20 protein-coding genes are annotated in these 19,825 nt (G+C 73.2%); 14 read left to right on the forward strand and 6 right to left on the reverse strand.

Annotated features, from left to right (window positions below; all coding sequences use genetic code 11):
- Positions 1-17: 17 nt before the first annotated feature.
- Positions 18-2,270, forward strand: a complete 2,253-nt coding sequence (locus tag J3R08_RS02135) for a cation-translocating P-type ATPase (protein ID WP_209959774.1) — start codon at positions 18-20, stop codon at positions 2,268-2,270.
- A 67-nt stretch (positions 2,271-2,337) separates the two neighbouring features.
- Positions 2,338-2,511 carry a CsbD family protein gene (locus tag J3R08_RS02140; RefSeq protein WP_043330702.1) on the forward strand — a complete coding sequence of 58 codons (174 nt, stop codon included), beginning with the start codon at positions 2,338-2,340 and terminating at the stop codon, positions 2,509-2,511.
- 64 nt (positions 2,512-2,575) lie between these two features.
- Here J3R08_RS02140 and J3R08_RS02145 read toward each other — a convergent pair whose 3' ends face one another.
- The 3 genes from J3R08_RS02145 to J3R08_RS02155 form a co-directional block, all read right to left on the reverse strand.
- On the reverse strand, positions 2,576-3,826 hold the full coding sequence (locus J3R08_RS02145; RefSeq protein ID WP_209959776.1) for an RNA polymerase sigma factor: 1,251 nt from the start codon (positions 3,824-3,826) through the stop codon (positions 2,576-2,578).
- Positions 3,823-4,185 carry a YciI family protein gene (locus tag J3R08_RS02150; RefSeq protein WP_205796229.1) on the reverse strand — a complete coding sequence of 121 codons (363 nt, stop codon included), beginning with the start codon at positions 4,183-4,185 and terminating at the stop codon, positions 3,823-3,825. Before J3R08_RS02150 ends, J3R08_RS02145 begins: the two co-directional genes overlap by 4 nt.
- Positions 4,186-4,284: 99 nt before the next feature.
- Positions 4,285-5,475 (reverse strand): DUF2786 domain-containing protein, encoded by a 1,191-nt coding sequence (locus tag J3R08_RS02155; protein WP_209959777.1) that lies wholly within the window; start codon positions 5,473-5,475, stop codon positions 4,285-4,287.
- Between the two features lie 138 nt (positions 5,476-5,613).
- Between J3R08_RS02155 and J3R08_RS02160 the strand changes: the two genes are divergently transcribed.
- Entirely contained in the window at positions 5,614-6,456 is an 843-nt protein-coding gene (locus J3R08_RS02160; protein ID WP_209959779.1) for a DUF3152 domain-containing protein, read from the forward strand.
- A gap of 15 nt (positions 6,457-6,471) precedes the next feature.
- Here the strand turns inward: J3R08_RS02160 and J3R08_RS02165 are convergent, their stop codons facing one another.
- Positions 6,472-6,897 carry an ATP-binding protein gene (locus tag J3R08_RS02165; protein WP_043327055.1) on the reverse strand — a complete coding sequence of 142 codons (426 nt, stop codon included), beginning with the start codon at positions 6,895-6,897 and terminating at the stop codon, positions 6,472-6,474.
- A 38-nt stretch (positions 6,898-6,935) separates the two neighbouring features.
- Positions 6,936-7,691 (reverse strand): cyclopropane-fatty-acyl-phospholipid synthase family protein, encoded by a 756-nt coding sequence (locus J3R08_RS02170; RefSeq protein WP_113972132.1) that lies wholly within the window; start codon positions 7,689-7,691, stop codon positions 6,936-6,938.
- 84 nt (positions 7,692-7,775) lie between these two features.
- Here J3R08_RS02170 and J3R08_RS02175 point away from each other — a divergent pair, with 84 nt between their 5' ends.
- Positions 7,776-7,994, forward strand: coding sequence for a hypothetical protein (locus J3R08_RS02175; protein ID WP_030503492.1), 219 nt, complete (start codon positions 7,776-7,778; stop codon positions 7,992-7,994).
- A gap of 12 nt (positions 7,995-8,006) precedes the next feature.
- Here J3R08_RS02175 and J3R08_RS02180 read toward each other — a convergent pair whose 3' ends face one another.
- Positions 8,007-8,258 (reverse strand): hypothetical protein, encoded by a 252-nt coding sequence (locus tag J3R08_RS02180; RefSeq protein ID WP_124778899.1) that lies wholly within the window; start codon positions 8,256-8,258, stop codon positions 8,007-8,009.
- 172 nt (positions 8,259-8,430) lie between these two features.
- Between J3R08_RS02180 and J3R08_RS31775 the strand changes: the two genes are divergently transcribed.
- From J3R08_RS31775 to J3R08_RS02230, 10 genes are all read left to right on the forward strand, one after another.
- On the forward strand, positions 8,431-8,850 hold the full coding sequence (locus tag J3R08_RS31775; RefSeq protein ID WP_245254654.1) for a hypothetical protein: 420 nt from the start codon (positions 8,431-8,433) through the stop codon (positions 8,848-8,850).
- A gap of 184 nt (positions 8,851-9,034) precedes the next feature.
- Positions 9,035-9,124, forward strand: coding sequence for a K(+)-transporting ATPase subunit F (gene kdpF / locus J3R08_RS02190; protein WP_036343797.1), 90 nt, complete (start codon positions 9,035-9,037; stop codon positions 9,122-9,124).
- Positions 9,124-10,779 (forward strand): potassium-transporting ATPase subunit KdpA, encoded by a 1,656-nt coding sequence (gene kdpA / locus J3R08_RS02195; protein ID WP_064448599.1) that lies wholly within the window; start codon positions 9,124-9,126, stop codon positions 10,777-10,779. The genes kdpF and kdpA overlap by 1 nt, the downstream gene beginning before the upstream one ends.
- Positions 10,780-10,799: 20 nt before the next feature.
- Positions 10,800-12,974 (forward strand): potassium-transporting ATPase subunit KdpB, encoded by a 2,175-nt coding sequence (gene kdpB, locus J3R08_RS02200; RefSeq protein ID WP_187692284.1) that lies wholly within the window; start codon positions 10,800-10,802, stop codon positions 12,972-12,974.
- The gene (locus J3R08_RS02205; RefSeq protein ID WP_187692283.1) at positions 12,974-13,855 is read left to right on the forward strand and encodes a potassium-transporting ATPase subunit C; all 882 of its coding nucleotides are present in this window, start codon (positions 12,974-12,976) and stop codon (positions 13,853-13,855) included. Before kdpB ends, J3R08_RS02205 begins: the two co-directional genes overlap by 1 nt.
- A gap of 81 nt (positions 13,856-13,936) precedes the next feature.
- A complete protein-coding gene (locus J3R08_RS02210) occupies positions 13,937-16,483 on the forward strand; it encodes a DUF4118 domain-containing protein (protein ID WP_064448597.1) in 2,547 nt (848 codons plus the stop codon).
- Positions 16,480-17,160 carry a response regulator gene (locus tag J3R08_RS02215; RefSeq protein WP_064448596.1) on the forward strand — a complete coding sequence of 227 codons (681 nt, stop codon included), beginning with the start codon at positions 16,480-16,482 and terminating at the stop codon, positions 17,158-17,160. The genes J3R08_RS02210 and J3R08_RS02215 overlap by 4 nt, the downstream gene beginning before the upstream one ends.
- A gap of 58 nt (positions 17,161-17,218) precedes the next feature.
- Positions 17,219-18,325, forward strand: a complete 1,107-nt coding sequence (locus J3R08_RS02220; protein WP_209959781.1) for a magnesium and cobalt transport protein CorA — start codon at positions 17,219-17,221, stop codon at positions 18,323-18,325.
- A gap of 132 nt (positions 18,326-18,457) precedes the next feature.
- On the forward strand, positions 18,458-19,384 hold the full coding sequence (locus J3R08_RS02225) for an ion transporter (protein ID WP_043327039.1): 927 nt from the start codon (positions 18,458-18,460) through the stop codon (positions 19,382-19,384).
- A gap of 110 nt (positions 19,385-19,494) precedes the next feature.
- Positions 19,495-19,764, forward strand: coding sequence for a GlsB/YeaQ/YmgE family stress response membrane protein (locus J3R08_RS02230; RefSeq protein ID WP_209959783.1), 270 nt, complete (start codon positions 19,495-19,497; stop codon positions 19,762-19,764).
- The last annotated feature ends 61 nt before the right edge of the window (positions 19,765-19,825 follow it).

Consider the following 19,825-nt stretch of genomic DNA (forward strand, 5'->3'; position numbering starts at 1 on the left):
GCGCCGGAGGTGCCGCGATGACTGCCACGGGAAAGACGCTGCCCACCGCGCCGAACCTGATCGAACTGGCGATCGGCGGGATGACCTGTGCGTCCTGTGCCGCCCGGATCGAGAAGAAGCTCAACCGGATGGACGGCGTCGAGGCGACAGTGAACTACGCCACCGAGAAGGCCACCGTCCGGTACGCCGACGACATCGCGCCGGCCGACCTGATCGCCACCGTCGAGAAGACCGGCTACACCGCCGTGGTGCCGCCCCCGCCCGAGCAGGCGGCCGCAGCGGCCGGGGAGCCGGCGGACGAGCTGCGCGTCGCGCGTACCCGGCTCTGGGTCTCCGCCGTGCTCACGCTGCCGGTGATCGTGCTCGCCATGGTCCCGGCCTGGCAGTTCGACTACTGGCAGTGGGCCTCGCTCACGCTGGCCGCCCCCGTGGTGGTCTGGGGCGGGCTGCCGTTCCACCGCGCCGCGCTGGTCAACCTGCGGCACGGCGCGGCGACCATGGACACGCTCGTCTCGCTGGGCACGCTCGCCGCGTTCGGCTGGTCGCTCTGGGCGCTGTTCCTCGGCGACGCCGGCATGCCCGGGATGAAGCACCCGTTCAGCCTCGACATCACCCGGGGCGACGGCGCCGGCAACATCTACCTGGAGGCCGCCGCCGGGGTGACGGTGTTCATCCTGGCCGGGCGGTACTTCGAGGCCCGCTCCAAGCGCACCGCCGGGGCGGCGCTGCGCGCCCTGCTCGAACTCGGGGCCAAGGACGTCGCGGTGCTGCGCGGCGGCCAGGAGGTCCGGGTCCCGGTCGACCGGCTCGCGGTCGGCGACCGGTTCGTGGTCCGGCCCGGCGAGAAGATCGCCACCGACGGCGTGGTCGAGGAGGGCACCTCGGCCGTCGACGCCAGCATGCTCACCGGCGAGTCGGTGCCGGTCGAGGTGGGGACGGGCGACACCGTGACCGGCGCGACCGTGAACGCCGGTGGCCGGCTGGTCGTCCGGGCCACCCGGGTCGGCGGCGACACCCAGCTCGCCCAGATGGCACGGCTCGTGGAGCAGGCGCAGACCGGCAAGGCGGCCGTGCAGCGGCTCGCCGACCGGATCTCCGGCGTCTTCGTGCCGATCGTGATCGCGCTGGCCGCCGGCACGCTCGGCTGGTGGCTCGGCACCGGCTCCGGTGCGACCGCCGCGTTCACCGCCGCGGTGGCCGTGCTGATCATCGCCTGCCCGTGCGCGCTCGGCCTGGCCACGCCGACCGCGCTGCTCGTCGGCACCGGACGCGGCGCGCAGCTCGGGGTGCTGATCAAGGGGCCGGAGATGTTGGAGTCCACCCGCCGGGTCGACACCGTGGTGCTGGACAAGACCGGCACCGTCACCACCGGCCGGATGGCGCTGGCCGAGGTGCTGCCCGCCGACGGCGAGGACGCCGACGAACTGCTCCGGGTGGCCGGCGCGCTGGAGGCCGCCTCCGAGCACCCGATCGCGCGGGCCGTCGCCGAGGCCGCGGCCGAAGCCGGACCGCTGCCGCCGGTCGGCGGGTTCGCCAACGCCGAAGGGCTGGGCGTGACCGGCACCGTGGACGGCCGGACCGTGGTGGTCGGCCGGGCACGGCTGCTGCGCGAGCGGGGTCTCGACGTACCCGAGGAGATCGCGCGGGCCGCGACCGGCGCGGAGGCCGCCGGCCGGACGGCGATCCTGGCCGGCTGGGACGGGCGGGCCCGGGGCGTGCTCGCGGTGGCCGACGCGGTGAAGCCGACCAGCCGGACGGCCGTCGCGCGGCTGCGCGAACTGGGGCTCACCCCGGTGCTGCTCACCGGCGACAACGCCACGGTGGCGAAGGCGGTGGCCGCCGAGGTCGGCATCGACGAGGTGATCGCGGAGGTGCTGCCCGCCGAGAAGGTCGCGGTGATCGAGCGGCTGCAGGGCGAGGGCCGGGTGGTCGCGATGGTCGGCGACGGGGTCAACGACGCCGCCGCGCTGGCCCGGGCCGACCTCGGGCTGGCCATGGGCACCGGCACCGACGCGGCCATCGAGGCCGCCGACCTGACGCTGGTCCGGGGTGACCTGACCGCCGCCGCGGACGCCATCCGGCTCTCCCGGCGCACGCTGGCGATCATCAAGGGAAACCTGTTCTGGGCGTTCGCCTACAACGTCGCGGCGTTGCCGCTGGCGGCCGCCGGGCTGCTCAACCCGATGCTCGCCGGGGCGGCGATGGCCTTCTCGTCGGTCTTCGTGGTGGGCAACAGCCTGCGGCTGCGGCGCTTCCGCCCGATCGGGTGAGGGGATTGGGCGGGCGGTCGACGGGGTAACCAGTTGTCGTCAGGCAATCGCATCAGTGGAGGTCATCATGGGTCTCGACGACAAGATCGACAACACGTCGCAGGACGTCTCCGGCAAGGTCAAGGAGGGCGTCGGCCGCGCCACGGACAACGAGCGCCTGGAGGCCGAGGGCCGCAACGACCAGGCCGGCGCCAAGCTCAAGCAGGCCGCCGAGAAGATCAAGGACGCCTTCAAGAGCTGACGTACGCGACGCACACCCACCGGGTCGGCCCACGGGCCGGCCCGGCGTGCTGTCCGGGCGCGGATCAGCGCGGCCCGTCACCGGCCAGGCGGGCGGCGCGGGCCTGCAGGTACCGCCGTTCCGGCAGGCTCGTGGTGGCCCGGGCGGCGGCCAGGTACGCGGCCCGCGCGTCCGCCCGGTCCCCGGCCAGGTCGAGCAGATGCGCGCGGACAGCGGTGAGCCGGTGGTGGCCGGCGGTCCGGCCGTCGGCGTCGAGCGGCTCCAGCAGCGCGAGCCCGGCGCGCGGGCCGTCCACCATGGCCACCGCGACCGCCTGGTTCAGCGTGACCATCGGGTTCGGCGCGAGGTGGGCCAGCACCCGGTAGAGCGAGACGATCTGCGGCCAGTCGGTGGTCCCGGCGGTGGGCGCCTCCGCGTGCACCGCCGCGATGGCCGCCTGCACCTGGTACGGGCCCGGCGACGACCAGGTCAGCGCCTCGGTCACCAGCGCCACCCCCTCCTCGATCGCAGCCCGGTCCCATCGGCTGCGGTCCTGCTCGGCCAGCGGCACCAGCTCGCCGTCCGGCCCGGTACGCGCCGCCCGGTGCGCGTCGGTGAGCAGCATCAGCGCCAGCAGCCCGGCCACCTCGCCGTCGTCCGGGAGCAGCCGGCGCAGCTCCCGGGCCAGCCGGATCGCCTCGGCGGTCAGCTCCGCCCGGTGCAGCGCCTCGCCGCTCGACGCCGCGTACCCCTCGTTGAAGACCAGGTAGAGCACGCGCAGCACCGCGCCCAGCCGCTCGTCCCGGTCGGCCGGCGAGGGCAGCGTGAAACGCGCGCCGGCCGCCTCGATCCGCTGCTTCGCGCGCCGGATCCGCTGGCTCATGGTCGCCTCCGGCACCAGGTACGCGCGGGCGATCTCGGCGGTGCTCAGCCCGCCCACCGCACGCAGCGTGAGCGCCACCTGCGCGCTGACCGGCAGCGCCGGATGACAGCAGAGGAACAGCAGCTTCAGCGTGTCGTCCCCGCCGGGCGGCTCCTCGTCGGCGGGCGGCGCGACAGTCGCGTACGCGGGCTGCCGGACCGCCACCGCGACCTCGCGTGCCCGGCGGGCGTGCTCACCGCGCCACTCGTCGGTGAGCCGGCGGGTGGCGACGGTGACCAGCCACGCTCGGGGATGGTCCGGCAGGCCCTGCTCCGGCCACTGGACGGCGGCAGCCAGCAGCGCCTCCTGGACCGCGTCCTCGCAGGCGTAGAACTGGCCGTGCCGGCGCACGAGCACGCCGAGGACCTGCGGCGCGAGCGTGCGCAGCAGGTCCTCGACCGCAGGTGAGGTCACATCTCCGTCCCGGCCTGCTCCATCACCGCGCGCACCTCCAGCACGCCGAAACCGTGCCGCACGTCCGGCCAGCGTGCGGCGATCTCGGCAGCCCGCTCCGGGGTCTCGCAGTCGACGGTCAGGTAACCCGCGAACTGCTCCTTGCTCTCCACGAACGGCCCGTCGGTGATCTCGGTGCCGCCACCGGCGGCCGGACGGGCCGTACGGGCCTGCGACGGGTGCGCCAGCGCCTCACCGCCGACCAGCTCACCGGACTCGGACAGCTCCTTCATGATCTCGTCGACCTCGCCGAAGATCGCGTTGCGTTCCGCCTCGGACAGCTCCTCCACGAAGCCGGGCCGGTTCCAGATCAGCAGCATGTACTTCACCGTGCACTCCTCGGGTTCGGGCCACCGTCGGTGGCGCCTCGCAGACGGGTCGGAGCCGGTCCGCCCGAACCGACATCATCGGCCAGGAAGTCAGCGAGAACCGCGCACCGGGCGGCGTGCCGGGCGGCCCGGATCGAGCGAGGCGCGGTCGGCGGCGCTGGTGCCGGAGACCCAGCCCTGTTCGTCGCGCACCTGGAGCCGGTGCCGCGTGGTGCCGGGAAAGAGCTGGTCGACCCGCTCCCGGACGGCGTCCGAGCGGGCCGCGAGCACCGGCAGCAGCCGGTCGTCGTCGCTCTGTCCGGCCGCCGCCGCGCTGGCCTCCCGCAGCCGGTCGCCGATCCGCAGCGCGAACGCGTTGAGGAACGACTCGTCGTAGCCCTTGGTGCGCCGCCCGCCTGCCTGTCCGCGCTCGCGCCGGCCGCGCAGCATCGCGGCGGTGGCCTGCACCAGCAGCGAGGTGTGCAGCAACTCCACCGCCGCCAGGTCGGCCGGGAAGCCGAGCACTGTGGCGAAGCCCAGGTCGTCGGACCAGACCGACTCGCACCGGTTCGCCGCCGCCACCTCCTGGACCAGCAGCGCCTTCGCCGCCGCGTACGGGGCGTCGACCCCGATCCGGACGCCGCCCGGACCGCCGGAGCGCTCGGCGGCGGCGTCGAGCAGCGCCGCGTCGATGCTGTGCCGGGCCATCAACTCCTGCGCCTTGGCGGTGAACGCCTCCGCCTCGGCCGGGTAGGCGGTCGACTCGGCCTTGGCGAGCAGCGCGCGTACCCGGTCGAGCATCCGGGAGCCGCTCGGCGTCGCGGCGGCGGGTGCGGTGCCCGCCGAGCCGGGCGGCGGCCGCAGCGCCGCGATCGGCGGCAGCCCCGCCACCAGGACGATCGCGTCCACCGCGTCGCGCAACGTGGTGATCCGGTCGCCGTCGGCGCGCCGGTCCAGCCAGCCCGCGTCGCCGTCCCAGGTCGCGCCCAGGTCGGTGAGCTGTGCGTCGAACCAGTCCGGGACCGGCGCGGGCAGCGTGCGCCGCTGTGCGGCCATGGCGTCGCGCAGCAGGCGGGCACCGCGCGGGGTCAGCCGCCGGACGGCGAGCCGATCCAGGTCGGCGGGCTGCCAGCCACGCGGCCAGAGCCGGCCCACGTCCCGCGTGAGCCGGGCGAGCAGCGCCGCGTCCACCGCCGCGCCGTCGGCCACCACCAGCCCGTCGAGGGCCCGCTCGGCGGCGCGTACGTCGGTGCCGCGCGCCGTCGCGACGGCGTCGTCGAGCAGTCGGTCGGCTGGTGACACGGGTGGCTCTCCCTGAACTCCGGCAGGCGGCCTCTCGCTCACCCCGGCACCGACGGTACCCGGCCGGTCCGTTCAACCGTCCGGGGCTGCCGTCCGTACTCCTGCCCGAGCGCGTGGGGGCGACGGACGGAGATCGACGTGGGCGGGTACGACCGAGGGCTGCACCGGCGACGGCGGAGGCCGCGATCACTGCGCATCCTGGCGGTGGTACTGGTCGGGGCCGCGCTCGCCGCCGGCGGGTACGCCGCCCGGCACCCGGACCTGCTGGACCGCGTGGACGTGCGGCGGACCGTGCAGGCGGCGGCACCGACCCCGCCGGACGCGCGTCCCGCGCCGACGACGGTGCCGACGCCGGTTCCGGCGGCCGGGCGGGTGGTACCCGGCATCGTCTACCCGACCCGGGGCGGCGGCACCTTCCGCACCGCCGACACGGTCGGCGCGGTGGCCGGCCGCTCCGGCGAACTGCTGCGCTACCGGGTCGCCGTCGAGGACGGTATCCGCAACGTGGACGTGGAACGCTTCGCCAGTGAGGTCGCGGCGACGCTCGCCGACCGGCGGGGCTGGACCGGCGACGGCCGGTGGCGGCTGCAACGGGTGGGCCGCGACGACCGCGCCGACTTCACGGTGCTGCTCACCACGCCGGTGACCCGGGGGCGGCTCTGCGGCGACCCGAGCGACAGCTACACGTCCTGCCGCAACGGCGACCGGGTGGTGATCAACGTGGCCCGCTGGGTGTACGGGGTGCCGCACGTGGCCGACCTCTCCCGCTACCGGGAGTACCTGCTCAACCACGAGGTCGGCCACCGGCTGGGCCGGGGACACGAGCTGTGCCCCCGGGCCGGCGGTCCGGCGCCGGTGATGGTGCAGCAGACGCTCGGGCTGCACGGGTGCACGCCGAACCCGTGGCCGATCGTGGGCGCCGAACCGCTCACCGGACCGCCCGGCCAGTACGACGACCCCGTCCCGGCCGGCGACCGCTGAACCGGCGGCGGGCCGTCAGCGGGAGAACGCGGCCCAGATGTTCTTGGTGGCGTCGGTGGCGTACCAGCCGACGTCGAGCGAGACCGACTGGGCGAGGAACAGTCCGCGCCCGCCCGAGTCGGTCGGGCTGATGTCGGTCAGCTCCGGCACCGAGCTGACGTCGTGGTCGGCGACGTCCAGCAGGAACCGGTCGTCGGTGGCGAGCAGCGTGACGATGGTCGGCGGCCGTCCGTGCCGCAGCGCGTTGCTGGCCAGCTCGGTGGCGACCAGCACGACCAGGTGCGGGACCTCGTCCAGGTCCTCGCCCTGCACCAGCCCGTGCCGGTTCAGCGCGTCCCGCAGCGAGGCGCGCAGACCGCGCAGATCCTCGGGACTGTCCAGCACCCATTGCTCCAGCTCAGTGGCCTCCGGCGGCGGAGGCGAGGTGCGCAACTGTCCCATGATCTGTCTTTACCCTGCGTAGCCGTTCGTTAAGCAGCTCACCGGCGCAGCAGCGCGAACACTCCCCACCCCAGGTACTCGCGCTGGAAACGGACGTATCGCAGCGGGTCCTCGGTCAGCTCCCGGCGCAGCTCCGGAGCCAGTTCGTCGTCCGGATTGGCGTCCAACCAGCGACGCAGATTCAGCCAGTGCGCGGCGGCGTACCGGTCCCAGCTGTCCTGGTCGGCGAGGACCATCTCGACCAGGTCCCAGCCGCACTCGCCGAAGAGCCGGACCAGACCGGGCAGATCCTGAAACTCGTCCCGGGACCGGGCGTGCGACCCGGTGACGGCCTCCTCGTCCGGCGGGTCACGCCGCCAGTAGGGCTCCCCGACGAGCGCCATGCCGCCCGGCCGCAGCGCCCGGCCGAGCAGCTCCAGCGTGCCCGGCACCCCGTCGCCGATCCAGGTGGCGCCGACGCAGGCGGCCACGTCGACCGGCCGCTCCGGCGAGTACGCAGCCGCGTCGCCGTGCACGAAACGTACCCGGTCGGTGACGCCGAGTCCGGCGGCGCGTTCCCGGGCGGCGGCGGTGAAGGCGCTGCTGATGTCGACGCCGGTGCCGGTGATCCCGTGGTCGCGGGCCCAGGTGCAGAGCAGCTCACCCTTCCCGCTGCACAGATCGAGCAGCTCGTCACCGGGGCGCAGCCGGATCGCGCGGCCCAGCGTGGCCAGCTTGACGTCGTCGAACGGGTTGAGGATCCGCAGGTCGCCCTCGCGGATGGTGAACTGGCGCGGCAGGTCCGGTGCTGTCATCCGGGGAGCGTCCCGCCGTACGGCCGGCGGTGGCAACCAATTTGCGTCTGTGCTGCTCCGGGTCTCCTGCGGTACGGTCACGGCATGGTGGTCGAGGAACACTGGTGGAACGGCGTCAGCAACCCTCGCGGACGGCGCGACGTCTACATCCGCACCGACGGAAGCCAGTGGCAGGTCCAGGCGCAGATCGGTGGGGCCAGCGGCCGGTCCCGCATCCAGCAGTGCCCGAGCCGCGGCTCGGCGAGCATCCTCGCCGGGGCGTGGCGGGCGAGCGGCTCCGGCTGGCGGGCGATGCCCCGCTGACCGCGCGCTCAGTCACGAGGCCCGTGCACCGCGCGATCGACGGGTGGCCCGGCGGCGTGAAACCGTCGTGAAACCGCGCTGATCCCGCCGGCCGTCACGGGCTCCGCGACGCCTCGCACCACCCTGCTCGCAGTCGTCGAGCACCCGCAGCACCGCCTTCACGTCCACCTGCGCGTCGGTGAGCGGCAGCCGGTAACCGGTGGCGGTCCGGACGATCAGGTCGGCGCCCAGCTCGTCCGACAGCTCTGTCAGTTCGGTGGTCACCGGGCCAGCGTAGGCGGCGGACCGGCCCGTCACGGTCCCCGCGCCGGGCGGTCCGTGAAGGCGGCGTGAAAAGTCCCGGCCCGCCCGTACCGGATCCGTCAAAGCCGTCGACCGTGCCCACCCGGCCCGGCTGGTATGGCCCGCGAGGGACGTACCGACGCGGGAGGCGGACATGGGACGAGAACGGGCGGACGGGTGCACCGGATTCCGGGTGGCCGCCGGCGCCGTCGTGGTGGTCGGCGCGGCGCTGGTGGCGGCCGGGGTGTTCACACCCGACGAGTGGCCCGGGCGGGTCCTGGTGATGGCGGGCGTCGTCGGGGCGTACGCCGCTGTGGTGGCCGACCTGCGCGCGGTCGCGGCGGTGGCCGCGCTGGGTGCGGCGGTCTTCGTCGGGTTCCTCGCCCACCGCTACGGCGAGCTGACCGGCCCGGGTGACGCCTGGTCCCAGGCCGTGCCGATCGGGTTCGCCGCGGTGCTCGGCACCGGCTACCGGCACCTCCGGTCGATCGGGGCCGAGGCCCGTCCGGTGACCCGGATCGCCGCCCACGGAGGCGGCGTGAAAAGCGCGTCAAGAAACCGCCGTCGCGCGTGATGGTCGCGTCAAGACCCCTGTCGGTCCGGCGGATACGGCGTTGTGATTGCCCGGCGCGGCCGGGAGGCGGTCGCGAGGACATCTTCCGCTAGGAGAGATCAGCCGTGTCTGACGTGCTGTTCGTGTTGCTGACGGTGGGGCTGTTCGCGGCTCTCGCCCTCGTGGTGAGGGGCGTGGAGAAGCTGTGAGCGCCGTCAACGCCGTCGGGCTGGTGCTGGCGATCGGGTTGGGCGTGTTCCTGGTCGTCGCCCTGCTGTTCCCGGAGCGCTTCTGATGAGCATGACCACAGCCGGCGTGCTCTTCGTCCTGTCGCTGGTGGTGGCGCTGGTCGCCGTGCACCGGCCGTTCGGCGACCACATGTACCGCGTGGTGGCCGGAACCCGGTCGTCCCGGGTCGAGCGGGGGATCTACCGCTTGGTCGGGGTCGACCCGGCCGCCGAGCAGACCTGGGGCGTGTACGCCCGCTCGGTGCTGGCCTTCTCGGCCGTCTCCCTGCTGTTCCTGTACGCGTTCCAGCGGCTGCAGAACCACCTGTGGCTCTCGCTGGGCTTCGACCCGGTGGTGCCGCACGGCGCCTGGAACACCGCTGTGTCGTTCGTGACCAACACGAACTGGCAGTGGTACTCGGGTGAGTCGACGATGGGCCACCTGGTCCAGATGGCCGGGCTGGCGGTGCAGAACTTCGTCTCGGCCGCCGTCGGCATCGCCGTGGCGGTGGCGCTGGTCCGGGGCTTCGCCCGTAGCCGCACCGGCGAGCTGGGCAACTTCTGGGTCGACCTGACCCGGGTCACGCTGCGGATCCTGCTGCCGATCGCGGTGCTCGGCGCGCTCGCGCTGATGCTCGGCGGCGTGGTGCAGAACCTCTCCGGCGGCACCGACGTGACCACGCTGACCGGCGGCGCCCAGACCGTCACCGGCGGACCGGTGGCGAGCCAGGAGGTCATCAAGGAGCTGGGCACCAACGGCGGCGGCTTCTACAACGTCAACAGCTCCCACCCGTTCGAGAACCCGACCGCGTGGACGAACTGGCTGGAGATCTTCCTGATCCTGGTGATCCCGTTCAGCCTGCCCCGGGTCTTCGGCCGGATGGTGGGGCAGAAGCGGCAGGGCTACGCGATCGTCGCCGTGATGGCGATCCTGGCGCTCGCCAGCATCACCCTCACCAACGTCTTCGAGCTGACCGGCGACGGCACGGTGCCGCAGGCGGTCGGCGCGGCGATGGAGGGCAAGGAGGTGCGCTTCGACGTGTCGAATTCGGCCACCTTCGCGGCGGCCACCACGCTCACCTCGACCGGCGCCGTCAACTCGTTCCACGACTCGTACACCGCGCTGGGCGGCATGATGACGCTGGGCAACATGATGCTCGGCGAGGTCGCGCCCGGCGGCGTCGGCGCGGGCCTGTACGGGCTGCTGATCCTCGCGGTGATCACGGTGTTCGTGGCCGGGCTGATGGTCGGGCGCACCCCGGAGTACCTGGGCAAGAAGATCGGCTCGCGCGAGATCAAGTTCGCCTCGATGTACTTCCTGATCACCCCGGCGCTGGTGCTCACCGGCACCGCCGCAGCGTTCGCCACCGGCAACGCCTCGACAGCGCTGAACGTCGGGCCGCACGGGCTGTCCGAAGTGCTCTACGCGTTCACCTCGGCCAGCAACAACAACGGCTCCGCGTTCGCCGGCATCACCGTTAACACGCCGTGGTGGAACACCGCGCTCGGGCTCTGCATGCTGCTCGGCCGGTTCCTGCCGATCATCTTCGTGCTCGCGCTGGCCGGCTCGCTGGCCCGCCAGCAACCCACACCCGCCTCCGAGGGCACCCTGCCGACCCACCGGCCGCTGTTCGTCGGCATGGTCGTCGGCGTCACGGTGGTCCTCGTCGCGCTCACCTTCCTTCCCGCGCTCGCGCTCGGCCCGCTGGCCGAAGGGCTGTGACCACCATGAGAGACAAGGACATGACAGCACCTGTGCAGACCGTCGAAGCGCCGGTGGCAGGTACGCCGGGGCGCCGCGACGACCGGGTCGGCGGCGGGCTGCTCGACCCTCGCCAGCTGATCGCGTCGCTGCCGGACGCGCTGCGCAAGCTCGACCCGCGCACGCTGTGGCGCAACCCGGTGATGCTGATCGTGGAGATCGGCGCGCTGTTCACCACTGTGCTCGCGGTGACCGACCCGTCGGTGTTCGCTGTGGCGATCACGGTCTGGCTCTGGCTCACGGTGATCTTCGCGAACCTGGCCGAGGCGGTCGCCGAGGGGCGCGGCAAGGCGCAGGCCGACACGCTGCGCCGGGCCAAGCAGGACACCGTCGCCACCCGACTGGTCGGCTGGACTCCCGGCGCCGCCGCGAACGCGTACCGGGACGAGGCGGTGCCCGCGCCGCAACTGCGCCAGGGTGACGTCGTCCTGGTCGAGGCCGGGCAGGTCATTCCCGGTGACGGCGACGTGGTGGAGGGCATCGCCAGCGTCGACGAGTCGGCGATCACCGGCGAGTCCGCCCCGGTGATCCGGGAGTCCGGCGGCGACCGCAGCGCGGTCACCGGCGGCACCCGGGTGCTCTCCGACCGGATCGTCGTGCGGATCACCCAGAAGCCCGGCGAGAGCTTCATCGACCGGATGATCGCGCTGGTCGAGGGCGCCAACCGGCAGAAGACGCCGAACGAGATCGCGCTGAACATCCTGCTGGCCGCGCTGACGATCGTCTTCCTGCTCGCCGTCGTCACGCTCCAGCCCATGGCGATCTTCGCGAAGGGTTACCAGGCCGCCGCGCCGGACACCGCGGCGATCACCGACTCCGGCGTCACCGGCGTCGTCCTCGTGTCGCTGCTGGTCTGTCTCATTCCGACCACCATCGGCGCGCTGCTGTCCGCTATCGGCATCGCCGGCATGGACCGGCTCGTGCAGCGCAACGTGCTGGCGATGAGCGGCCGGGCGGTCGAGGCGGCGGGCGACGTCAACACGCTGCTGCTGGACAAGACCGGCACGATCACGCTCGGCAACCGGCAGGCCGCCGAGTTCCTGCCGGTGACCGGGGTCGACGCGGCCACGCTCGCCGACGCGGCGCAGCTGTCCAGCCTGGCCGACGAGACCCCCGAGGGCCGCTCGGTGGTGGTGCTCGCGAAGAACGAGTACGGGCTGCGCGAGCGCGAGCCCGGCCTCATCCCGCACGCCACGTTCGTGCCGTTCACCGCGCAGACCCGGATGAGCGGCGTCGACCTCGACGCCGGCGGCGGCGTCCGGCACGTCCGCAAGGGCGCCGCCGCCGCGGTGATGAAGTGGGTACGCGACAACGGCGGTCACCCGACCGAACAGGTCGGTGAACTGGTCGACGCGATCAGCGGCACCGGCGGTACGCCGCTGGTGGTGGCCGAGCACGTGGCGGGCGAACCGGCCCGGGCGCTCGGCGTCATCCACCTCAAGGACGTGGTGAAGGCCGGCATGCGGGAACGCTTCGACGAGATGCGCCGGATGGGCATCCGCACCGTGATGATCACCGGCGACAACCCGCGTACCGCGAAGGCGATCGCCGACGAGGCGGGCGTGGACGACTTCCTCGCCGAGGCCACGCCGGAGGACAAGCTCGCCCTGATCAAGAAGGAGCAGGAGGGCGGCCGGCTGGTCGCGATGACCGGCGACGGCACGAACGACGCGCCCGCGCTGGCCCAGGCGGACGTCGGCGTGGCCATGAACACCGGCACGTCGGCGGCGAAGGAGGCCGGCAACATGGTCGACCTCGACTCCGACCCGACCAAGCTGATCGAGATCGTGGAGATCGGCAAGCAGTTGCTGATCACTCGGGGCGCGCTGACGACGTTCAGCATCGCCAACGACATCGCGAAGTACTTCGCGATCATCCCGGCCATGTTCGCCGGCATCTACCCGTCGCTGGACCGGCTGAACATCATGCGGCTGGCCGGCCCCGAGTCGGCGATCCTCTCCGCCGTCGTCTTCAACGCGATAGTCATCGTGGCGCTGATCCCGCTGGCCCTGCGCGGTGTGCGGTACCGCCCGGCCAGCGCGTCCGCGCTGCTGCGCCGCAACCTGTGGCTCTACGGCCTCGGCGGCATCGTGGTGCCGTTCGTCGGCATCAAGCTCATCGACCTGCTCGTCCAGTTCGTCCCGGGGATCTCGTGATGCGCCTTCCCAGTTGGCTCTCCCAGCACCTGGCCGCCCTGCGCGCGGTGCTCGTCTTCACCGTGCTGCTCGGCCTGCTCTACCCGCTCGCCCTGGTCGCCGCCGGCCGGCTCCCAGGCTTCGACGGCAGGGCCGACGGGTCACTGCTCACCGTCGACGGCCGTACCGTCGGCAGCTCGCTGATCGGCCAGTCGTTCACCGACGCGGACGGCAACCCGATCCCGCGCTACTTCCAGTCCCGCCCGTCGGCCGCCGGGGACGGCTACGACCCGACCGCCACCGCGGCCGGCAACCTCGGCCCGGAGAGCGTGGTGGACACGCTCTCCGCCGACCCCGCCGACTCCACGTCGAGCCTGCTCACCCAGGTCTGCGCCCGCAGCAAGGCGATCGGCGAACTGGACGGCGTGGACGGGCGGCGCCCGTACTGCACGCCGGACGGGGTGGGCGCGGTGCTCGCCGTGTTCCGCGCCGACGGACTCACCGGCCGGATCACCCGCGTGGTGAGCGTCAACCAGGCCGCGCCCGCGACGCCGTTCGTCACCACCTGGCAGGGCGTACCGGTGGAGGCGGCGCAGCCCGGTCACGACTACGTGGCCGAGGGCGGCATCGTCACCCCGGTCCGCGGGGACGCCCCGGCCCGGCCCGCCGTACCGGCCGACGCGGTCACCGCCAGCGGCAGCGGCCTCGACCCGCACATCTCCCCGGCGTACGCCCGGCTCCAGGTGGCCCGGGTGGCGCGGGAGCGCGGTGCGGACCCGGCGGCGGTACGGCGGCTGGTCGCCGAGCACACCACCGGCCGGGCGCTGGGCTTCATGGGCGAGCCGGGGGTGAACGTGCTGGAACTCAACCTCGCGCTGGACGAGGCGTTCCCGGCGCGCTGACGGAAGTGTTAAGAAGGGCCCCCTCCACCTCGCGAGGCGTTAACAGGGGGCCCTTCCTTGCACTCAGGGAGGATGGACGCTGTGGGCAGGGGTGAACTGCGGATCTATCTCGGGGCCGCCCCGGGCGTCGGCAAGACGTACGCGATGCTGGAGGAGGCCCAGCGCCGGGCCGAGCGCGGCACCGACGTGGTGATCGGCCTGGTCGAGACGCACGGGCGCCGGCACACCGCCGAGATGATCGGCGACCTGGAGGTGGTGCCGCGCCGGGCGATGACGTACCGGGGCGTCGAGTTCACCGAGATGGACCTGGACGCCGTGCTGGCCCGGCGGCCCGAGGTCGTCGTGGTGGACGAGCTGGCCCACACCAACGTGCCCGGCTCCCGGCACGAGAAGCGCTGGCAGGACGTGCAGGAGCTGCTCGACGCCGGCATCAGCGTGCTGTCCACGGTCAACGTGCAGCACCTGGAGTCGCTCAACGACGTGGTCGCGCAGATCACCGGCACCACCCAGCGGGAGACCGTGCCGGACCAGGTGGTCCGCGCCGCCGAGCAGGTCGAGCTGGTGGACATGACGCCGGAGGCGCTGCGCCGCCGGATGGCGCACGGCAACATCTACCGGCCCGACAAGATCGACGCCGCGCTCGGCAACTACTTCCGGGTCGGCAACCTCACCGCGCTGCGCGAACTGGCGCTGCTCTGGCTGGCCGGCAAGGTCGACGAGCAGCTCGACGCGTACCGGGCCCAGCAGGGCATCTCCGACACCTGGGAGGCGCGGGAACGGGTGGTCGTCGCGCTGACCGGCGGCCCGGAGGGCGAGACGCTGATCCGCCGGGCGGCCCGGATCGCCGCCCGCAGCAAGGGCGCCGACCTGCTCGCCGTGCACGTCGCCCGCAGCGACGGGCTGGCCGGCGCCGACCCGGCCCAGCTGGCCCGGCAGCGGGTGCTGGTGGAGAGCCTCGGCGGCACGTACCACCAGGTGCTCGGCACCGACATCCCGGCGTCACTGCTGGACTTCGCCCGGGGCGTCAACGCCACCCAGCTCGTGCTCGGCGCGAGCCGCCGGGGCCGGTTCGCGCAGGTGTTCGCCCGGGGCGTCGGGGTGACCACCACCGCGCTGTCCGGCCCGATCGACGTGCACCTGGTCACCCACCCCGAGGCGGGCCGCGGGCGCCGGGGCACGTCGGTGCCCGCCGCGCTGTCGCGACGCCGGCGACTGATCGGGTACGCGCTCGCGTTGCTCGGCATGCCCCTGCTCACGCTGCTGCTGCGGACGCTGCCCGACCTCACCCTCACAAACGACATCCTGCTGTTCCTCGCCGGTGTGGTGGGCGTGGCACTGGTCGGCGGGCTCTGGCCGGCGCTGGTCGCCGCGCTCGGCGGCTCGCTGCTGCTCAACTGGTTCTTCACCCCGCCGTACCGGACGCTGACCATCGCCGAGGCGGACAACCTGCTCGCCCTCGGCGTGTTCGTCGGTGTCGCCATCGCGGTGAGCTGGGTGGTCGACGTGGCGGCCCGGCGTACCCGGGAGGCGGCCCGGGCCTCCGCCGACGCGCAGACCCTGGCCACCGTCGCGGGCAGCGTGCTGCGCGGCGAGCGGCCGCTGCCCGCCCTGCTGGACCGGCTGCGGGAGACGTTCGGGCTGCGCGCGGTGAGCGTGCTGGAGCTGACCGACGAGGCCGGCGGACGCCCGGCGCGCGCCCGGGACGCGGACGCCTGGCGGGTGGTGGCGAGCGTCGGCGAGCGGCCGCCCGGTAGCCCGGGCGCGGGCGAGACGGTGGTGCCGGTCGACGACCGGCTCAGCGTGGTGCTCGCCGGCCGGCGGCTGGAGGCGGCCGACCGCCGGGTGGTGGAGGCGTTCGCCGCGCAGGCCGCCGTCGCGCTGCGCCAGGAACGGCTGGCCGAGGAGGCCGCCACCGCCCGCCCGCTGGCCGCCGCCGACCGGATGCGCACCGCGCTGCTCGCGGCGGTCAGCCACGACCTGCGTACGCCGCTGGCGTCGGCCAAGGCCGCGGTGAGCAGCCTGCGCAGCCACGACGTCGAGTTCGACCCGGACGACCGGGAGGAACTGCTGGCCACCGCCGACGAGTCGCTGGACCGGCTGGGCCGGCTGGTGGCGAACCTGCTCGACATGAGCCGCCTGCAGGCCGGCGCGCTGGGCGTCACCACCACCGCGATCGGGCTGGAGGACGCCGTACCCCGGGCCCTCGACGAACTGGGCCCGGCGGCGGCCGAGGTGACCACGGACATCCCGGCCGACCTGCCGGCGGCGCTGGCCGACCCGGGCCTGCTGGAGCGCGTGCTGGTAAACGTGGTGTCGAACGCGCTGCGGCACAGCCCGCCCGGCCGCCCGCCGACGATCACCGGCAGCGCGCACGCCGGGCAGGTCGAGCTGCGGGTGATCGACACCGGGCCGGGCATCCCGGAGGACCAGTGGGAGCACGTCTTCCTGCCGTTCCAGCGCCTCGGCGACCGGGACAACCAGACCGGCGTCGGCCTCGGGCTGGCGCTGTCCCGGGGCCTCGCCGAGGCGATGGGTGGCAGCATCACCCCGGAGACCACGCCCGGCGGCGGACTCACCATGGTGTTGCGGCTGCCGGCCGCCCCGCACGCGGAAGGGCCGCAGGAATGACCCGGATCCTGGTCGTCGACGACGAGCCGCAGATCCTGCGCGCCCTGCGGATCAACCTGCGCGCCCGGGGCTACGACGTGGAGGTAGCAGGCAGCGGCGCCGCCGCGCTCAAGGCCGCCGCCGGGCACCCGCCGGACCTGGTGGTGCTCGACCTGGGCCTGCCGGATCTGGACGGCACCGAGGTGATCCGGGGCCTGCGCGGCTGGACCACCGTGCCGATCATCGTGCTCTCCGGCCGGGCCGGCAGCGAGGACAAGGTGGCCGCGCTCGACGCGGGCGCCGACGACTACGTCACCAAGCCGTTCGGGGTGGACGAGCTGCTGGCCCGCATCCGGGCGGTGACCCGGCGGCTCGCCCCGGCCACGCCCGCCGTACCAGCGCTGCGGATCGGCCGCAACACGGTCGACCTGGCCGACCGGACCGTCACCCGGGACGACGGCGTCGAGGTCAAGCTGACCCCCACCCAGTGGGCGATGCTGGAGAAGCTGCTGCGCAACCCGGGCAAGCTGGTCAGCCAGCGTCAGCTGCTGCACGACGTGTGGGGGCCGGAGTACCACCAGGAGACGAACTACCTGCGGCAGTACATGGCCCAGTTGCGGCGCAAGCTGGAGGACGATCCGGCCCGGCCCCGGCACCTGATCACCGAGCCGGGGATGGGCTACCGCTACCGCCCCTGACGTTTGCGACCGCCTCGGCGGGGGACTCGGCGAGCCGGTCGGGCTGCGGGGGAGGGGCATGGCGGGCAACCGGTCCTCGGAGGGGTTCGGCCGGCAACTGGACGAACACGCCATCGACGCCGGCGCGGCGGAGCCGGAGCGCCCCGACGGGCTGGTCGACAGCGGCGTCTACGTCGGCGGGGTACGGCGGGCGTCACCGGTCAGCCTCGCCGACACGTACCGCTGCCTGCAGCAGCTCGACGACGCGATGGCCTGGATCGGGCTGCTCCGGCCGGGCCGCGAGCAGATCGCCTCGCTCGCCGCCGAGTTCCAGCTCCCCGACCTGGCCGTCGAGGACGCGATCAACGCCCATCAGCGCCCCAAGCTGGAACGCTACGGCGACACCCTGTTCGTGGTGCTGCGCGCCGCCCGCTACCTGGACGAGCGGGACGCGGTCGAGTTCGCCGAGCTGCACCTGTTCCTCGGGCCCGGATTCGTGATCACCGTGCGGCACGGCGGCACGCCCGACCTGGCCGGCGTACGACGGCGGCTGGAGGCCGAGCCGAACGTGCTCGCGCTCGGCCCGGAAGCGGTGCTCTACGCCGTGCTCGACCGGGTGGTGGACGGCTACGCGCCGGTGGTGGCCGGGCTGGAGAACGACATCGACGAGGTCGAGACCGAGGTGTTCGGCGGCGACCCGAACGCCAGCCGCCGCATCTACGAGCTGAGCCGCGAGGTGATCCAGTTCCAGCGGGCCGCCCGCCCGCTGCTGAAGGTGGTGGACGAGCTGGCACACGGGTTCGACAAGTACGGCACGGACGAGGAGCTGCGCCGTCGGCTGCGCGACGTGGCCGACCACCTCACCCAGGTGGTGGAGCGGGTGGACGGGTTCCGGCACCTGCTCCAGAACATCCTCACCGTCAACGCCACGCTGTTATCGCAGGCGCAGAACGAGGAGATGCGCAGCCTGACCGCCGCCAGCTTCGAGCAGAACGAGGAGATCAAGCGGGTCTCCGCCTGGGCCGCCATCCTGTTCGCGCCGACCCTGATCGGCACCGTGTACGGGATGAACTTCGGGCACATGCCGGAGCTGGGCTGGCGGTACGGCTATCTGTTCGCGCTCGCCCTGATGCTCGCCGTCTGCGGCGCGCTCTATCTGCTGTTCAAGCGCCGCGGCTGGCTGTGAGCCGGGCCGGCCGGGCCTCGGCCGTGACCGCGCGCCGTCGGTGATCCACTAAAGTGTCCGGGTGACTACCCCCCGTCGTCCGTACGTTGCCCGGACCTCGTGTCGTGGAGGTAGGCGCTGATCGGGGACACGGTGCCGACCCCGCGCGGCGGTCGCCGGACGAGCACGGGGAGGCGAGGGCTGGCGGGCCACTGTGCCCGGCTCGTCGCGTCCCGGCCGTTCGAGGTGGCCATCGTGGTGCTCATCATGGCCAACGGAGTGGTGCTGGGTATCGAGACGTACCCGAACCTGGGCGCCGCCGGGCCGGTGCTGCGGTGGACGGAGCTGATGTTCCGGGCCGCCTTCGTCGTGGAGATCACCATCCGGATCCTCGCGTACGGCCGCCGTCCGCAGGACTTCTTCCGGCACGGCTGGAACGTCTTCGACCTGCTGGTCACCGCGGCCATCTTCATCCCGGGACTGCACGGCGACTCGGGCGTGCTGCGGTTCATCCGGGTCGCCCGGGTGCTGCGGCTGGTCCGCTTCTCGCCCGGCCTGCGGACCATCGTCACGGCGCTGTGGCGCAGCCTGCCCGGCGTCGCCGGGTTCCTCGCGCTCGCCGCCGTCACGCTCTACGTGTACGGCATGGCCGGCTGGCTGATCTTCGGCGACCGTTACCCCGAGCAGTACGGCGACATCGGCCGTTCCCTCGTCACGCTGTTCGTGCTGCTGTCCCTGGAGACGCTGCCGGACCTGCTGGAACAGGGCCTTGAGGTGTCACCGTGGACGCTTCTCTACTACGTCAGCTTCGTGATGATCGCGGTCAATCTGCTGCTGAACATCCTCATCGCGGTCATCGTCAACTCGATGGAGGAGGCGCGCCGGCTGGAGATGACCGAGGGGCTGGCGCCGGACTACGACGAAGACGGCGACGGGATACCGGACGAGGTGGACCGGATCGCGATCAGTCAGCGCCTGGACGACCTGCGCATGGTCATCGCCGAGTTGGAGCGGGAACTGCGCATCGACCGGGACGAGCCGCCCGGCGCGCCGCGCCGCCGCCAGCACTCGGAGCACTGACCGGCCCGGTCATGACAGTTCTGTGACGAAATCGGACCGTACGTTTGGCCGGACGGTTGATCGGGGCAACCAGCGAGGCGCCAACACATCCGAGGGAAGGGACGCCTCTCGTGGAGATCACGGGCTTCTTCACCGCGCTCATCATCGGCCTGGTCATCGGTGCGCTCGGGCGCCTGGTGGTGCCGGGCAAGCAGAACATCCCGATCTGGCTGACCCTGCTCATCGGTGTGGTCGCCGCGCTCGTCGGCACCCTGGTGGCCGGCGCGTTCGGCGTCGCCGACACTCCCGGCATCGACTGGATCGAGCTGGCGCTCCAGGTCGGCTTCGCGGCCATCGGCGTCGCCGTCTTCGCCGGCCTGTACGGTCGTCGCCGCGTCTGACCGGACCGAAGGAAGGGCCCCTTCTTAACGCATTCTGCATAAGAAGGGGCCCTTCCTAACG

The organism is Micromonospora sp. HB375, assembly GCF_017872985.1.
Taxonomy (GTDB): domain Bacteria; phylum Actinomycetota; class Actinomycetes; order Mycobacteriales; family Micromonosporaceae; genus Micromonospora; species Micromonospora chalcea.

Coding starts and splice junctions, on each gene's coding strand:
- J3R08_RS02135 (WP_209959774.1), top strand. CDS start 18: ATGACTGCCACGGGAAAGACGCTGCCCACCGCGCCGAACCTGATCGAA.
- J3R08_RS02140 (WP_043330702.1), top strand. CDS start 2,338: ATGGGTCTCGACGACAAGATCGACAACACGTCGCAGGACGTCTCCGGC.
- J3R08_RS02150 (WP_205796229.1), bottom strand. CDS start 4,185: ATGCTGCTGATCTGGAACCGGCCCGGCTTCGTGGAGGAGCTGTCCGAG.
- J3R08_RS02165 (WP_043327055.1), bottom strand. CDS start 6,897: ATGGGACAGTTGCGCACCTCGCCTCCGCCGCCGGAGGCCACTGAGCTG.
- J3R08_RS02170 (WP_113972132.1), bottom strand. CDS start 7,691: ATGACAGCACCGGACCTGCCGCGCCAGTTCACCATCCGCGAGGGCGAC.
- J3R08_RS02175 (WP_030503492.1), top strand. CDS start 7,776: ATGGTGGTCGAGGAACACTGGTGGAACGGCGTCAGCAACCCTCGCGGA.
- J3R08_RS31775 (WP_245254654.1), top strand. CDS start 8,431: ATGGGACGAGAACGGGCGGACGGGTGCACCGGATTCCGGGTGGCCGCC.
- kdpA (WP_064448599.1), top strand. CDS start 9,124: ATGAGCATGACCACAGCCGGCGTGCTCTTCGTCCTGTCGCTGGTGGTG.
- kdpB (WP_187692284.1), top strand. CDS start 10,800: ATGACAGCACCTGTGCAGACCGTCGAAGCGCCGGTGGCAGGTACGCCG.
- J3R08_RS02205 (WP_187692283.1), top strand. CDS start 12,974: ATGCGCCTTCCCAGTTGGCTCTCCCAGCACCTGGCCGCCCTGCGCGCG.
- J3R08_RS02215 (WP_064448596.1), top strand. CDS start 16,480: ATGACCCGGATCCTGGTCGTCGACGACGAGCCGCAGATCCTGCGCGCC.
- J3R08_RS02220 (WP_209959781.1), top strand. CDS start 17,219: ATGGCGGGCAACCGGTCCTCGGAGGGGTTCGGCCGGCAACTGGACGAA.